The organism is Mesorhizobium sp. WSM4821 (assembly GCF_055901555.1).
This window is the reverse complement of record NZ_CM148371.1, coordinates 2,726,258-2,739,148: the sequence shown is the minus strand read 5'-3', so window position 1 is coordinate 2,739,148 and position 12,891 is coordinate 2,726,258. Positions and strand designations below refer to the sequence as shown.

Below are 12,891 nucleotides of genomic sequence, written 5' to 3'. Positions count from 1 at the left end.
TATCGCCTGGGTGGTATCTCATGAGCCGACGAAGCCTTCGACGACGCGCAACGATCTGGCTGGTGGCGTTTTGCGCCGGCTATCTCGTGCTCGCCTATTTCGCCGCGCCGGAATTCTGGAGCCTGCGAGACCGCAACTTCCGCACGCAACGCTTCGAGATGGTGACGCACACCCCGCAGGGCATTCCTGGCGACCCGATCAATGTCGGCCTCGTCGGCACCGAACAAGAGCTGGTCCACGCCTTCGCCATCGCCGGATGGGACACGGCCGACGCCGTCACGCTGAAGACCGCGATCGAGATCGGCGAGAGCGTGCTGTTCGGCCGCCCCTATCCCGACGCGCCGGTCAGCCGGCTCCTGTTCGATGGCCGCGCACAGGATATGGCTTTCGAAAAGCCGGTCGGCGTCAGTGCCGACCGGCGCCATCATGTCCGCTTCTGGCAGACCGATGCGACCGGAGACGACGGCCGGCCGCTGTGGCTGGGTTCAGCAAGCTTCGATCGCGGCGTCGGCCTCAGCCACGACACCGGTGCGATCACCCACCATATCGCTCCAGACATCGACGCCGAGCGCGACTTCCTGATCAGCGACCTGTCTGCCGCCGGCATGCTGGTCTCGACCAGCGAGATATCAGGCATCGGCGCGACAAGGACCGGGAGCAATGGCGGCGGCGACCCCTATTTCACCGACGGCAAGGCGGTGGTCGGCGTGCTGCCGCGGTTGCCGTAGGCGCAAGACGAACGGCCGGCCCTCCGCCTCTAACGACCGCAATCAGGAGCCGGCGATCACGATCTTGCTGAACGGCCCCCGTCTCCAGATGTTCGAAAGCCCGCGGCACCTCGTCGAAACCATGGACCTTGTCGATCACCGACTTGATCGCAAGCGTCTCGATCGCCTCGTTCATCCGCTCGAAGGCGCGGCGGTGGCCGATCGATATGCCCTGCACGGCAATCCGGTTTTGCAGGAACGGGATGATCGGAAAGCTGAGTTCCATGCCGCGCAGATGGCCGATGACCGACAGCCGGCCGTCGGCGCCCAATGCATTGAGCGATCGCCGCGCATTGTCGCCGCCGACCATCTCCAGCACACGCCCGACGCCGGCGCCATCGGTCAGGTCGCGCGCGGCCTCGTCCCATGCCGGTTGGGCGCGATAGTTGACCGCCTGCCAGGCGCCCTGGTCGAGCATTTTTCGTCACCGCCGTGGGATGCGGCATGAGATGGCTGCCTGCGCCGGCATGAAGAAAGCCGCATGAAGAAAAATGACGGTCATCTATTTTCGAAGACCTCGCCGCAATGCTATTGACCGCGCATGCTCTACGCTGAAATCGCCATCGTGGCCGTCCTCATCTGCGTGAACGGCCTTCTGGCAATGTCCGAACTTGCCATCGTATCGTCGCGGCCGGCGCGCCTCAAGGCGATGATCGACCGCGGCGTCAAGGGCGCCGGCCGCGCTTTGGCGCTCGGCTCCAATCCCGGCAAGTTCCTGTCGTCGGTTCAGATCGGCATCACGCTGGTCGGTGTTTTGTCCGGCGCCTTTTCCGGCGCCACGCTTGGCGAGCGGCTGTCCGTGTTCCTGGCATCGATCGGCGTCCGCGAAAGCATTGCCGACCCGATCGGCGTCGGCATCGTCGTCGCTCTCATCACCTACTTCTCGCTGATCATCGGCGAACTCGTGCCCAAGCAGATCGCGCTGCGCGATCCCGAACGGGTCGCCGCCAGGGTTGCTCCGGCGATGACCATCCTTGCCACCGTCTCGGCGCCGCTGGTGTTCCTGCTGGACATTTCCGGCCGCGCCATGCTGTGGCTGCTTGGCCAGCGCGGTGAAAGCGAGGAGAAGGTCACCGACGAGGAGATAAAGATGCTGGTCGCCGAGGCCGAGCATCACGGCACCATCGAATCGGACGAGCGGCGCATGATCGCAGGCGTCATGCGGCTCGGCGATCGCGCCGTCCGCGCCGTGATGACGCCGCGCACCGAAGTCGACTGGATCAACCTGCAATCCGACGACGCGGCGACCCGCAAGCTCCTGATGGAGACCCAGCATTCGCGCCTGCCGGCCGGCGACGGCAGCGTCGACGCCATGATCGGCGTCGTCCAGACCCGCGACGTGCTGGCCGCGATGCTTGGCGGTCGCGCGCTCGACTCGCGCCGGCATGTGCGCGCCGCTCCCATCGTTCATGACCAGGCCGACGCGCTGGATGTCCTTTCGACACTCAGGGAATCCGACGTGCCGATGGCGCTGGTCCATGACGAATACGGCCATTTCGAAGGCATCGTCACCCCGGCCGACATACTGGAAGCCATCACCGGCGTCTTCCGGGCGGATCTCGACGCCGGCGACGAGGAGGAAAACGCCGTCAAGCGCGACGACGGCTCATGGCTGCTCGCCGGCTACATGCAGGCCGACGAGATGGCGGACGTTCTCGGCATCGACCTGCCCGAGAATCGCGACTACGAGACTGTCGCCGGCTACGTGCTGTCGCACCTGCACCATCTGCCGACCACCGGCGAATGCGTCGATGCGCAGGGCTGGCGCTTCGAGGTCGTCGACCTCGACGGCCGCCGCATCGACAAGCTCATCGCCACCCGCCTGCCTGCCGGCCACCGCGAGGTGGTGCGCAAGTAAGAACTACGGTATCAGCACGACCTTGCCGGTCGAGTGGCGCTCCTCCAGCGAGCGATGCGCTTCGGCCGCCTGGTCGAGCGGGTAGCGGCCGCCTCGTATCACGGCAAGCTCTCCGCTGGCGGCCAGATGGAAAAGCTCCGGCAGGCTGGCCCTGAGACCATCGGCAGAGAGCAGCGGAAGCAGGGCGAAGCCTCGCAACGATTGGTTCCGGGTGATCATCGCTTCCAGTTCCGAGGCGTCGATCGCGTATCTGCCCAGCGCCGCGAAAACCAGCTCTCCGCCAGGCGCGAGAGCCTCCAGCGATGCCGCCGTGACCGAGCCGCCGACAATGTCATAGACGACATCGACGCCGGCGCCGCGTGCCGCTTCCCGCACACGCATGGGCCAATCCGACGTGCTGTAGTCGACAGCGGCATCGGCTCCAAGCGACAGGGCAAGATCGAGCTTGGGCCTGCTGCCGGCGACCGCGATCACGGCCTTGGCGCCTTGGCGTTTGGCGAGTTGGACAAGCAACGTGCCGACACCGCCGGCGGCGGCCAGGACCAGCACCGACTTGCCCTTTGGCGGGCTTTGCCGAAGCAAATGGAAGGCCGTCAGCCCTTGCACCATCAAGGCCGTCGCATCCTCGAAGGAGAGCGCGTCGGGCAAAGGCACGGCCAAGTCTGCGTCGACCGTCACATACTCGGCATATCCACCGAAGGGGCGCTTTGAAGCGAACAGCGGCGCCGCGACGCGTGTCCCGGTCAGCGAGGCGTCCACGCCTTGGCCAAGTGCCTCCACGGTCCCGGCCGCCTCGACGCCGAGGACGACAGGCAGTTGCGGCGTCACCGCATAGCGATCCCCGCGCATCAGCACTTCAAAGTAATTCACGCCGGCCGCGCAGACACGGACCAGGACCTCGCCGGCCTGCGGCAACGGCTTCGGCATCTCGACGGCGTCGAGGACGTCGGGACCACCGAAACGATTCAGTTGAATGGCTCTCATGGCATGCACCCATCGCTATGGCATCGGACGCTGTTTGCCACTATCTGCCTGATCGCGACTACACACTCATTTGTCCGCTGCTGACCAGGAGGTGACCATGGCCAAGCTGACCGGGAGGCTGCCGATCAAGAGACTGCCCTTGCTGCCGGCGGAACGCGCCTTGAAGGTGATTTCGGGCCGCTGGAAGGCTGTCATTCTCTACCATCTCTTCGACGGACCCCGGCGGCTGTCGGCGCTGAAGACGCTGGTGCCCGATATCTCGCAGAAGGTGCTGATCCAGCAGCTTCGTGAAATGGAGGAACACGGTCTGGTCCGCCGCGAGGTCTTTGCCGAGGTCCCTTCCCGCGTCGAATATTCGGCGACGCGACTCGGCCTTAGCCTCGAGCCCATCCTTTTGGCTCTTTGCGAATGGGGCCAGCACCACGCGGAAGAGCTGAACGAATTGAACCGCCTCGCCGACTGCATTATCCGACCAAGGTATTTGCAAGACGCGCAAGCCGCCTCTGGGCACTGAAGAGTGAGACGCCTTCGCGGGTCCGGCGCGGCATTTCAGGCAAATTGAAGGTATGATCCATATGAAAAGGGGCGGCGTCGCAGGCGCCGCCCCCGAATCCTTGGGAGGATTGTCCTTGGGAGGATGATTTCGAACCGGCGGTTCAGGCCGCCTTGACTTCTTCACTGATCGCGTCGGCCTGACGCGCTGCCTTCAATGCCTTCGCCCACCACGCGACGTCGTTGATGAGGGCGGTGGCGGCCTGGTTCAGGTGCTCGATCTCTTCGAGTTTCTTCTCACCTTGCCTGACGGCGAGGAAGTCGCCCCACGAAATGTGGACGGCGGACTTGACCGGCGCCATCTGCAGCTCGACGGCATACACCCGCAGCTGCTCGACGGCACGCGCGCCGCCGACGGCGCCATAGCCGACGAAGCCGGCCGGCTTCTTGTTCCATTCGTTGGCGGCGTAGTCGATGGCGTTCTTCAGCACCGCCGTCGGGCCATGATTGTATTCTGCGGCGGTGAAGATGAAGCCGTCGAACTCGGCGACCTTCTTCTGCCAGCGCAGCGCCACTTCGTTCTGCGACGGCGCCCAGGCGGACGATGCGACTTCGTCGAAGAACGGCATCGGGAAGTCGCGCAGGTCGACCACTTCCACGTCGATGTCGGCATGCGACTTGGCGATCTTGGCGATCCATCCGGCGGGGATGTCGGCGAAGCGCGCGGCGCGCGTCGAACCGATGACGACGGCGATTTTGGGTTTGGACATAGAGGGGCTCTCCTTTAGGCAAATTTCTGGTATCGTTTAGATACCTGAGCTATATGAGTGACTACGCCCACGAGGCGCAAGGAGGCACCTTTTTGATACCAAGGCACCCGCACCGCACCGAGGACTGCCGGGCCATCTCGGAAATCCTGCAGCGCGTCGGCGACAAATGGACGGTGCTCGTCGTCGGCAAGCTCGGCGACGGGTCGATGCGTTTCAACGAGTTGCGCAGTGCCGTCGGCGGCATCTCGCAAAAGATGCTGACCACCACCTTGCGCGGGCTGGAGCGCGACGGCTTCGTCACCCGCACCGTGTTCCCGACCATCCCGCCGCGCGTCGATTATGAGCTGACCGATCTGGGCTACGAGCTTCTGGTGCCGGTCGGTGCACTCGGCGAGTGGGCGCGCAGGAACACCGAACGGGTCAAGGTGGCGCGCGAAAAATTCGACAGCATGCACGCTTGAAGCCATTGATTTGCAAAGGGTTTCCGCGGCTACGCTGTCGCGGTCCTGCTGCGGTATCTGCATGCTGGACTTCGGCGGTTCTCGATCCGGGTCCATTTAGGATCGACCAGCTTGCCGCCGACCGTGCAGGTCGTCTCCTTACGGCAATTGCTCACCGTCGTGCAGCACGCTTCGTTGCCGTGCGGATTTCACGCTTGGCCACCGCCCGTTGATGACGCGGTTCTGCGACGTGCAGGTGGCGCCCAAGTTGCCCTTCTTGACCTCGGCGAAAGCCGCGGCGGTGCCAGATAAAGCAACGCGGCAAAGCGCTCGGCCACCGCAGCGTTCAGGATATGTTGACGCATTGTCTCTTCCCCAATGTGCTTCGGCCACACCACGAACGCTTGCAGGAGGCTCGGTCAGGCAAGGACAAAGCGAGAGCGCTGGCCCGCGCGGCCGAGACGGCTTTTCAATTCGGAATGTGGAACCGGTCAGCCTTCCGCCGGAACCGCCTTCGGCTTGCCTTCGCCGTCCAGCGCCACCATGACGAAATCGGCATGGGTGACCTTCTCCATCAGGTCGGAGAGGTAGCGTTGCGCCCAGGCCTCGACCTTGAGCGTCATCGAGGTGCGGCCGACGCGTTCGACATGGGTGTAGATGCACAGCGTATCGCCGATCTTCATCGCCTTGGCGAATGACATCTCCTTCACCGCCGCCGTCACCACCCGGCCCTTGGCGCGCTCGGCGGCGCGGATGCCGCAGGCAAGGTCCATCTGCGCCATCACCCAGCCGCCAAAAATGTCGCCCGCCGCATTGGCGTCCGAAGGCATAGCCAGCGTCCTGAGCGTCAGATCGCCGATCGGCCGTCCGTCCGCGTAGTGTACCATGCGCGAAATCCCCTCGAGATCGGTAGTCCTGATCCCGTACCGGGATGGCGCTGACGCGTCAACGCACCGCCAGCCGGCACGGACCGCATGCCTTGGCGATTAGCGGAAACGCCATCGCTTCGTCATCCTGGCGCGGAGCAAGGAGCGAAGCGACGCGGCGCAGACCCCAGGATCCATGCCGCGACTTCAGAGCGCTGCTGCGGTGCAGAATTCTGCTCCGCTGTACTCTTCGGCTAAGGTGACGGTATGGATCCCAGGGTCTCCGCGACGGAGCTCCGCTCCTGCTTCGCCCTGGGATGACGAAGTTGGAGGGCTTCGGTGAACGCTGGTTGTCGCAGAACACCTTCGGTGGTTACCTTTGTGACAAGGTGGGAGGCCCCTGCCGCACGCGGGAGAAATACTAAGAGATCGGAGGAGACGATGCCAGGCGTTGAAGCCGCGATCAGGGAACTGCTGGAGAATAGATCGGCTGCCATGGGCGCCAAGGACATCGAGTGGCTTATGTCCCTTTACTCCGACGACATAGCCTATTTCGACCTCGTGCCGCCGCTCCGGTATGTGGGATCCAACGCCCTTCGCGAGCGGTTCCTGGATTGGTTTCCCCGCTGGTCTGGTCCGATTGGCCAGGAGCTTGGCCACATGGATGTTGCAGCCGGCGACGCGGTTGCCGCCGCATGGATGCTTATCCGAGCGCATGGCACGCTGAAAACAGGCGCGAATGTCGACTACTGGGTGCGCGTGAGCAATGCATTTCGTCGATCCGGAGACAGATGGACGATCACGCATGAGCACGTTTCCCTCCCCGTCGACATGCGGAACAGGACAGCAGTCCTTGACCTGACCCCATAGCGTCGCTGGAACGACGTTCGAGAGAGGATTTGACGTCGTTTCTGAATTTTGGAGCCGCCCACGACCATCATGCCGACCTGTGAATTCATCGCGAGAAGCACCTGACATGAAGCTTACCTTCCACCCTCTGACATCAGATCTGTGGCCCGTACTCGAGGACCTGTTCGGTGAGAGCGCCGCCTGCAGTCGCTGTTGGTGTATGTACGGGCGCATCGGTAGTGCTTATCGAAAGCGACCAAGCGAGGAAAACAAGGCCGCGTTCCGGCAAGCCGTCGAGCATGGCCCGCCTCCAGGCATGCTTGCTCTCGACGGCGATACAGCTATCGGCTGGTGCCAGGTGACGCCGCGAGATGGCGTGCCCTGGCTCGATCGGCTGTGGCAGCTCAAGCGAGTGGATGATGCGCCGGTCTGGTCCCTGTCCTGCCTCTATGTGCGAACAGGCTACCGCCGGCAAGGCGTCACATCCCACCTGATCGCAGCGGCGCTGGAAGCTGCAAGGCGCGCAAATGCCCCCGCGTTTGAGGCCTATCCTTTTGATGCCGACGTATCGCCGAGCGCTTCCGGCAGTGGATACGCCTCCACCTTCGCGCGTGCCGGATTCAGGGTCGTGGCCCGCAGCATGCCAGCGCGCCCGATCATGCGTTATGATCTCAAGCAAAATGCTGATGATGGCGTGTGATGCTGGGACCTGTTGTCCACGAGGCAAAGGGCCGCTTCGGGCAGGATACCGAATGCAAACGAAGTGCCGGTCGCTTTTTTCACAGGCGATGCCGGAAGCTCCGGTGATCGCGGCCGCTTGCTGCGTCTAGGCTGAGCGAAAATTCGGAGCCGCCCGCAGCCATCATGCAGACCTATGATTTCATCGTTGTCGGCTCCGGCTCGGCCGGCTCGGTTCTGGCCGAAAGACTGTCGGCCTCGGGCCGTTTCTCGGTCCTGGTGCTCGAGGCCGGCGGCACCGACCGCCGCTTCTACGTGCAGATGCCGCTCGGCTACGGCAAGACTTTCTTCGACCCGGCGGTCAACTGGAACTACAAGGCCGAGCCGGATCCGGGCCTCGGCAACAATATCGACCACTGGCCGCGCGGCAAACTGCTCGGCGGTTCGAGCTCGATCAATGCCATGGTCTGGATCAGGGGCGCGCGCGAGGATTTCGACGCCTGGGCGGCGGCCGGCAATCCCGGCTGGAGCTTCGACGACCTCCTGCCCGCCTTCAAGGCGCTCGAGGACAATCAGGCCGGCGCCGACCAGTGGCGTGGCGTTGGCGGCCCGCTGCACATCACCGACTGCTCAAATTCAGTCCACCCGCTGACCAAGCGCTATCTCGCGGCCGCCACCCAGGCCGGCCTGCCGCTCAACCCCGATTTCAACGGCGCGTCGCAGGAGGGCGTCGGCATCTACCAGATCACCACCAGGAACGGCCGCCGCATGTCGGCCGCCCGCGCCTTCCTGCGGCCGGCGATGCAGCGCAAAAACGTGCGCGTCGAGGTGAACGCGCTGGCGACCAGGGTCCTGTTCGAGGGCAAGCGCGCCGTCGGCATCGAATATCTCCAGAACGGCGAAACCAGGACCGCCCGCGCCGGCCGTGAGGTCATCCTCTCCGGCGGCTCGATCAATTCGCCGCAACTGCTCCAGCTCTCCGGCGTCGGTCCCTCGGCGCTGCTCGGCGCCCTCGGCATTCCCGTCGTTCATGCCAACGAGAATGTCGGGGCGAACCTGCAGGATCATGTCGGCATCAACTACACCTTCAAGGGTCAGCTGCCGACGCTCAACCAAATCCTGCGCCCGTGGTGGGGCAAGCTCATGGTCGGCATGCAGTACATCCTCATGCGCTCCGGTCCGCTGTCGCTGTCAATGAACAATGCGGGCGGCTTTTTTCGCACCGACCCGGCGCTTTCACGGCCCAACATGCAGCTTTATTTCCAGGCGTTCTCGACCGTCATCCCGAAAAGCGGCGAGCGCCCGATCCTGACGCCCGATCCGTGGCCGGGCTTTTCCATCGGCCTGTCCAACTGCCGCCCGTCGAGCCGCGGCGAGATCATGATCCGCTCCGGCAATCCGCGCGACTATCCCAGAATCGTCGCCAACGCCTATTCGACCGAGGCGGACGTGACCGAGATGCTGGCGGCGGTGAAGTTCGTGAGAAAGATCGCCTCGATGCCTGATATGGCCGACCTCATCGAGGAAGAGGTCTTGCCTGGTCCGTCGATCGCCTCCGACGCCGATCTGATCCAGGATTTCAGGAAGCGCTCGGGCACCGTCTACCACCCGGTCTCGACCTGCCGAATGGGGCCGCACGCCGACCGCGCCGTCGTCGACCCGCGCCTGCGGGTTCACGGCCTCGCCGGCTTGCGCGTCATCGACGCCTCGATCTTTCCCGATAATATCACCGGCAACACCAACGCCGCCTCGATCGTGACCGGATGGAAGGGCGCCGAACTGGTTCTGGAGGATCAAGAATGAAAATCACCGACGTAAAAACCTGGGTCGTCGGCAATCCGCCGCCCGGCATCGGCGGCAAGTATTTCATCTTCGTCAAGCTCACCACCGATGGCGGCGTCGTCGGCTATGGCGAGGCCTACAACGCCACCTTCTCCGGCCATGTCACCGCCAAAATGATCGAGGACATGGCCGAGCGCTACCTCGTCGGCCGCGATCCGCACGACATCGAGAACTTCTTCCGCCGCGCCTATTCGTCCGGCTTCACCCAGCGCCCGGACGTTTCCGGCATGGGCTGTTTCTCGGCGCTCGAAATGGCCTGCTGGGACATCATCGGCAAGGAGGCCGGCAAGCCGGTCTACAAGCTGCTCGGCGGCCAGGTAAACGAAACGCTGCGTTCCTATACCTACCTCTATCCGCACACCGGCAGCGTCCATTCGGAGGACGCGCGCGGCAAGAACGTCTACAACGACCCCGACATGGCGGCCGAGTGCGCGCTCGAATATGTCGAGCAGGGTTTCAGCGCGGTCAAGCTCGACCCGGCCGGCCCCTACACCGCCTTCGACGGCCACCAGCCGCGCCTCGTCGACATCGATCTCTCCGCCCGCATGGTCAAGGCGATCCGCGAGGCGGTCGGCACAAGGGCCGACATCCTGTTCGGCACGCACGGCCAGTTCACCGCATCGGGCGCGCTGCGCTTGGCCCGCGCCATCGAACCTTACGATCCGCTCTGGTTCGAGGAGCCGGTGCCGCCCGACATGCCCGAGGTGATGGCGCAGGTGGCGCGCGCGACTTCCATCCCCATCGCCACCGGCGAGCGGCTGACGACCAAGTTCGAATTCGCCCGCGTCATCGAGAACCGCGCCGCAACCATCCTGCAGCCCGATCTCGGCCGCTCCGGCGGCATTCTCGAAACCAAGAAGATCGCCGCCATGGCCGAGGCCTATCACATCCAGATCGCCCCGCACTGCTATTGCGGGCCGATCGTCGGCGCCGCCAACATCCAGCTTGCCGTGACCTTGCCCAACTTCCTCATCCTGGAATCGCTGAAGCAGTGGGACGGCTTCCACGAAAAGCTGCTGACTAAGAAAATCGAGTGGCAGGACGGCAACGTCATCCCGTCGAAGGAACCCGGCCTCGGCGTCGAGCTGAACGAAGCCGTCTGCGAGGCGCATCCCTGGACCGGCAAGGACTTGCATCTGCAGATGATGCAGACGCCGTTGATGCCGTGAGCGAGCCGACCGGCTACGCCTTCATCGGCCTTGGCCATCTCGGCGGCCACCTCGCCGTCAGCCTCGTCCGTAACGGCTTTTCCGTCACCATGTACGACCGCGATCCCGCTGCCGTCGAGCGCCTCGTGGCGCTGGGTGCCACTGTCGCGAACAGCCCGGCCGAGGCCGCCGCTCGGGCCGGCAACGCGATCACCTGCCTACCCTCGCCCCAAGTCAGCGAGGCGGTGCTGGCCGGTCCCGGCGGGTTGCTTGAAGGCCTGCCCAAGGGTGGCGCCTGGATCGAGATGTCGACCAACGGCCGCGACGAGATTGTGCGGCTCGCGGCACTCGCTTCGGTCAAGGGTGTCGAGACACTGGAATGTCCGGTCACCGGCGGCGTGCATCTGGCGGCGGTCGGAAAGATCACCGCGCTGGTCGGCGGCGATGCAGCCCTCTACGCCCGCCACCGCTCGGCCATCGATGCGATGTGCGCAAGGTCGTTCCTGATGGGCCCGATCGGGTCGGCGGCGGTGATCAAGGTCATTACCAACATGCTGGCCTTCATCCATCTCGTCGCCGCCGGCGAAGCGCTGATGCTGGCCAGGAAGGGTGGGCTCGACCTCGCCCAGTCCTATCACGCAATCGCCGCCTCCTCCGGCAACAGCTTCGTCCACGAGACCGAAAGCCAGCTCATTCTCAACGGTTCCTATGACATCGGCTTCACCATGGACCTGGCGCTGAAGGACCTTGGCTTCGCGCTGGGCATGGGCGCGGATTTCGGCGTGCCGCTCGACCTGGCGTCACGCGTCAACGCGATTTTTGAGCAAGGCAAGGAGACCTATGGCGGCGGCGCCTGGTCGACCATGATCGTCAAGCTGCTCGAGGACGCAGTCGGAACCGACCTTCGCGCGCCCGGGTTCCCGGCAAAACTGGAAATCTGACGTTCCGGAATTATCAAGCGATTTCAGTGGATTGAACGGGTCGCCGGAATCACGGCCGCAACGGCCTAAATCAGTCTCTTAACGCGTTGAATCAACATCTGAGCGTCAGCGCGCCCGGCAGGATCTCGAATGTCGCCGGGATGCGCCCTGGCGACTCACCATCTATGTCGACCAGCGCGCCGTTCTTATCCACATCGCCGAGCGGTTCGACAACGACTTTCTTGCCGCGCAGAATGGTGATTGCCGGATGATTGCGGTGCCGCCCGCCATAGAGCAGGCGGATGTCCCAGATCAGCTTCAGCTTGCCGGCAGCGCGCAGGATGACGATGTCGAACTGACCGTCGTCAAGCTCCGCATCCGGTGCGATCATCATGCCGCCGCCGAAGAATTTTCCGTTGGCCACCGCCACCAGCGCCATGCGCGCCTCGACCGGGGCGCCGTCGTCGACGGTGATCCTGACGTCCTGGAACCGGTAGCGGATGAATTCCCACACGGTGCGCCAATAGAACAGCGCCTTGGCCGCCACCTTGCCCTTGCGCTTGTCGGCGTTGACGGCCCGGTCGGTGGCGCCCGAAAGACCGAGGCTGGCGATGTTGATGAAGTGGCGGCTGGCCAGCGCGCCATGGTCGTCGACATAGCAGATGCGGCCGGCATCGACCTTGCGGGCCTTGGCCCCGGCCATGCGCTTCAGCGTCAGGTCGACCTCATCAGACAGGCCGAGCCCGCGGGCGAAATCGATGCCGGTGCCGCAAGGCAGCAGGCCGAGCGCGGCCGTCCGGCCGCTTTCTCCAAACGCCTGTAGCAGCCCGTCGGCCGCCTCGCTGGCCGTGCCGTCGCCGCCCGCCGCGATCACCAGGTCGCAGCCGCTGGCGGCAAGGTCGAGCGCCAGCCGTTCGGCGTCGCCCTCGGCTTGCGTCTCGCGCAGTTCGAAATCGCCAAAATGCCTTTTCAGCGAGGCAGCGACCTCCGGCCAATGCCGTTTGAGCCGGCCGCCGCCGGCAATCGGATTGAGAACCACCCCGACCTTCAAGCACACCCTCCCCCAGGGAACCAAGCCACGCCGCCCTGGATCCTTTGCCGGCATTGAAACCCGCGCCGGCCGGCGGGGCAAGGTCGATTGTCTGGCAATCTCGGTTCGCCACAGAAATGGTGTGGGGCCGTGCAGCCTCCGTGGGCGGCGCTTGGCCGAAAAAATGCTCCGCCGCCCAATTTGGTCCCCGATAATCCCGCTATCCACAGGCCCGCGGCTGTTTCGC

The 12,891-nt window shown here is 64.4% G+C and carries 14 protein-coding genes; 9 read left to right on the top strand and 5 right to left on the bottom strand.

The window, feature by feature from the left end:
• Positions 1-20 precede the first annotated feature (20 nt).
• A complete protein-coding gene (locus AC0NID_RS13200; protein ID WP_473455901.1) occupies positions 21-728 on the top strand; it encodes an LssY C-terminal domain-containing protein in 708 nt (235 codons plus the stop codon).
• On the opposite strand, the gene AC0NID_RS13195 is transcribed toward AC0NID_RS13200, so the two are convergent.
• Positions 682-1,185 carry a zinc-binding dehydrogenase gene (locus tag AC0NID_RS13195; RefSeq protein ID WP_473455903.1) on the bottom strand — a complete coding sequence of 168 codons (504 nt, stop codon included), beginning with the start codon at positions 1,183-1,185 and terminating at the stop codon, positions 682-684. The genes AC0NID_RS13200 and AC0NID_RS13195 overlap by 47 nt on opposite strands.
• A 123-nt stretch (positions 1,186-1,308) precedes the next feature.
• Between AC0NID_RS13195 and AC0NID_RS13190 the strand changes: the two genes are divergently transcribed.
• Positions 1,309-2,625: a hemolysin family protein gene (locus tag AC0NID_RS13190; RefSeq protein WP_473455905.1), complete on the top strand. Its 1,317-nt coding sequence runs from the start codon at positions 1,309-1,311 to the stop codon at positions 2,623-2,625.
• A 3-nt stretch (positions 2,626-2,628) separates the two neighbouring features.
• Here AC0NID_RS13190 and AC0NID_RS13185 read toward each other — a convergent pair whose 3' ends face one another.
• On the bottom strand, positions 2,629-3,609 hold the full coding sequence (locus tag AC0NID_RS13185) for a quinone oxidoreductase family protein (protein WP_473455906.1): 981 nt from the start codon (positions 3,607-3,609) through the stop codon (positions 2,629-2,631).
• Positions 3,610-3,706: 97 nt separating this feature from the next.
• Between AC0NID_RS13185 and AC0NID_RS13180 the strand changes: the two genes are divergently transcribed.
• On the top strand, positions 3,707-4,123 hold the full coding sequence (locus AC0NID_RS13180) for a winged helix-turn-helix transcriptional regulator (RefSeq protein ID WP_473455908.1): 417 nt from the start codon (positions 3,707-3,709) through the stop codon (positions 4,121-4,123).
• A 142-nt stretch (positions 4,124-4,265) separates the two neighbouring features.
• On the opposite strand, the gene AC0NID_RS13175 is transcribed toward AC0NID_RS13180, so the two are convergent.
• The gene (locus tag AC0NID_RS13175; RefSeq protein WP_473455910.1) at positions 4,266-4,871 is read right to left on the bottom strand and encodes an NADPH-dependent FMN reductase; all 606 of its coding nucleotides are present in this window, start codon (positions 4,869-4,871) and stop codon (positions 4,266-4,268) included.
• A gap of 92 nt (positions 4,872-4,963) precedes the next feature.
• Between AC0NID_RS13175 and AC0NID_RS13170 the strand changes: the two genes are divergently transcribed.
• Positions 4,964-5,332 carry a winged helix-turn-helix transcriptional regulator gene (locus AC0NID_RS13170; protein ID WP_473455911.1) on the top strand — a complete coding sequence of 123 codons (369 nt, stop codon included), beginning with the start codon at positions 4,964-4,966 and terminating at the stop codon, positions 5,330-5,332.
• Between the two features lie 470 nt (positions 5,333-5,802).
• On the opposite strand, the gene AC0NID_RS13165 is transcribed toward AC0NID_RS13170, so the two are convergent.
• Positions 5,803-6,198 carry an acyl-CoA thioesterase gene (locus AC0NID_RS13165; protein WP_023761257.1) on the bottom strand — a complete coding sequence of 132 codons (396 nt, stop codon included), beginning with the start codon at positions 6,196-6,198 and terminating at the stop codon, positions 5,803-5,805.
• 474 nt (positions 6,199-6,672) lie between these two features.
• Here AC0NID_RS13165 and AC0NID_RS13160 point away from each other — a divergent pair, with 474 nt between their 5' ends.
• From AC0NID_RS13160 to AC0NID_RS13140, 5 genes are all read left to right on the top strand, one after another.
• A complete protein-coding gene (locus AC0NID_RS13160) occupies positions 6,673-7,047 on the top strand; it encodes a YybH family protein (protein ID WP_474033441.1) in 375 nt (124 codons plus the stop codon).
• Positions 7,048-7,153: 106 nt separating this feature from the next.
• Positions 7,154-7,726, top strand: coding sequence for a GNAT family N-acetyltransferase (locus tag AC0NID_RS13155; RefSeq protein ID WP_473455914.1), 573 nt, complete (start codon positions 7,154-7,156; stop codon positions 7,724-7,726).
• Between the two features lie 164 nt (positions 7,727-7,890).
• Positions 7,891-9,507 carry a GMC family oxidoreductase gene (locus tag AC0NID_RS13150; RefSeq protein ID WP_473455915.1) on the top strand — a complete coding sequence of 539 codons (1,617 nt, stop codon included), beginning with the start codon at positions 7,891-7,893 and terminating at the stop codon, positions 9,505-9,507.
• Positions 9,504-10,715 (top strand): mandelate racemase/muconate lactonizing enzyme family protein, encoded by a 1,212-nt coding sequence (locus AC0NID_RS13145; RefSeq protein WP_473455916.1) that lies wholly within the window; start codon positions 9,504-9,506, stop codon positions 10,713-10,715. Before AC0NID_RS13150 ends, AC0NID_RS13145 begins: the two co-directional genes overlap by 4 nt.
• Positions 10,712-11,635, top strand: coding sequence for an NAD(P)-dependent oxidoreductase (locus AC0NID_RS13140; protein WP_473455917.1), 924 nt, complete (start codon positions 10,712-10,714; stop codon positions 11,633-11,635). Before AC0NID_RS13145 ends, AC0NID_RS13140 begins: the two co-directional genes overlap by 4 nt.
• Before the next feature lie 91 nt (positions 11,636-11,726).
• Here AC0NID_RS13140 and AC0NID_RS13135 read toward each other — a convergent pair whose 3' ends face one another.
• A complete protein-coding gene (locus AC0NID_RS13135) occupies positions 11,727-12,665 on the bottom strand; it encodes a diacylglycerol/lipid kinase family protein (protein ID WP_473455918.1) in 939 nt (312 codons plus the stop codon).
• Between the last annotated feature and the right edge of the window lie 226 nt (positions 12,666-12,891).

What these genes read in the sequence shown, in the direction of transcription:
- AC0NID_RS13200 (WP_473455901.1), top strand. Translation starts at nt 21, where the DNA reads ATGAGCCGACGAAGCCTTCGACGACGCGCAACGATCTGGCTGGTGGCG.
- AC0NID_RS13195 (WP_473455903.1), bottom strand. Translation starts at nt 1,185, where the DNA reads ATGCTCGACCAGGGCGCCTGGCAGGCGGTCAACTATCGCGCCCAACCG.
- AC0NID_RS13190 (WP_473455905.1), top strand. Translation starts at nt 1,309, where the DNA reads ATGCTCTACGCTGAAATCGCCATCGTGGCCGTCCTCATCTGCGTGAAC.
- AC0NID_RS13185 (WP_473455906.1), bottom strand. Translation starts at nt 3,609, where the DNA reads ATGAGAGCCATTCAACTGAATCGTTTCGGTGGTCCCGACGTCCTCGAC.
- AC0NID_RS13180 (WP_473455908.1), top strand. Translation starts at nt 3,707, where the DNA reads ATGGCCAAGCTGACCGGGAGGCTGCCGATCAAGAGACTGCCCTTGCTG.
- AC0NID_RS13175 (WP_473455910.1), bottom strand. Translation starts at nt 4,871, where the DNA reads ATGTCCAAACCCAAAATCGCCGTCGTCATCGGTTCGACGCGCGCCGCG.
- AC0NID_RS13165 (WP_023761257.1), bottom strand. Translation starts at nt 6,198, where the DNA reads ATGGTACACTACGCGGACGGACGGCCGATCGGCGATCTGACGCTCAGG.
- AC0NID_RS13160 (WP_474033441.1), top strand. Translation starts at nt 6,673, where the DNA reads ATGGGCGCCAAGGACATCGAGTGGCTTATGTCCCTTTACTCCGACGAC.
- AC0NID_RS13155 (WP_473455914.1), top strand. Translation starts at nt 7,154, where the DNA reads ATGAAGCTTACCTTCCACCCTCTGACATCAGATCTGTGGCCCGTACTC.
- AC0NID_RS13150 (WP_473455915.1), top strand. Translation starts at nt 7,891, where the DNA reads ATGCAGACCTATGATTTCATCGTTGTCGGCTCCGGCTCGGCCGGCTCG.
- AC0NID_RS13145 (WP_473455916.1), top strand. Translation starts at nt 9,504, where the DNA reads ATGAAAATCACCGACGTAAAAACCTGGGTCGTCGGCAATCCGCCGCCC.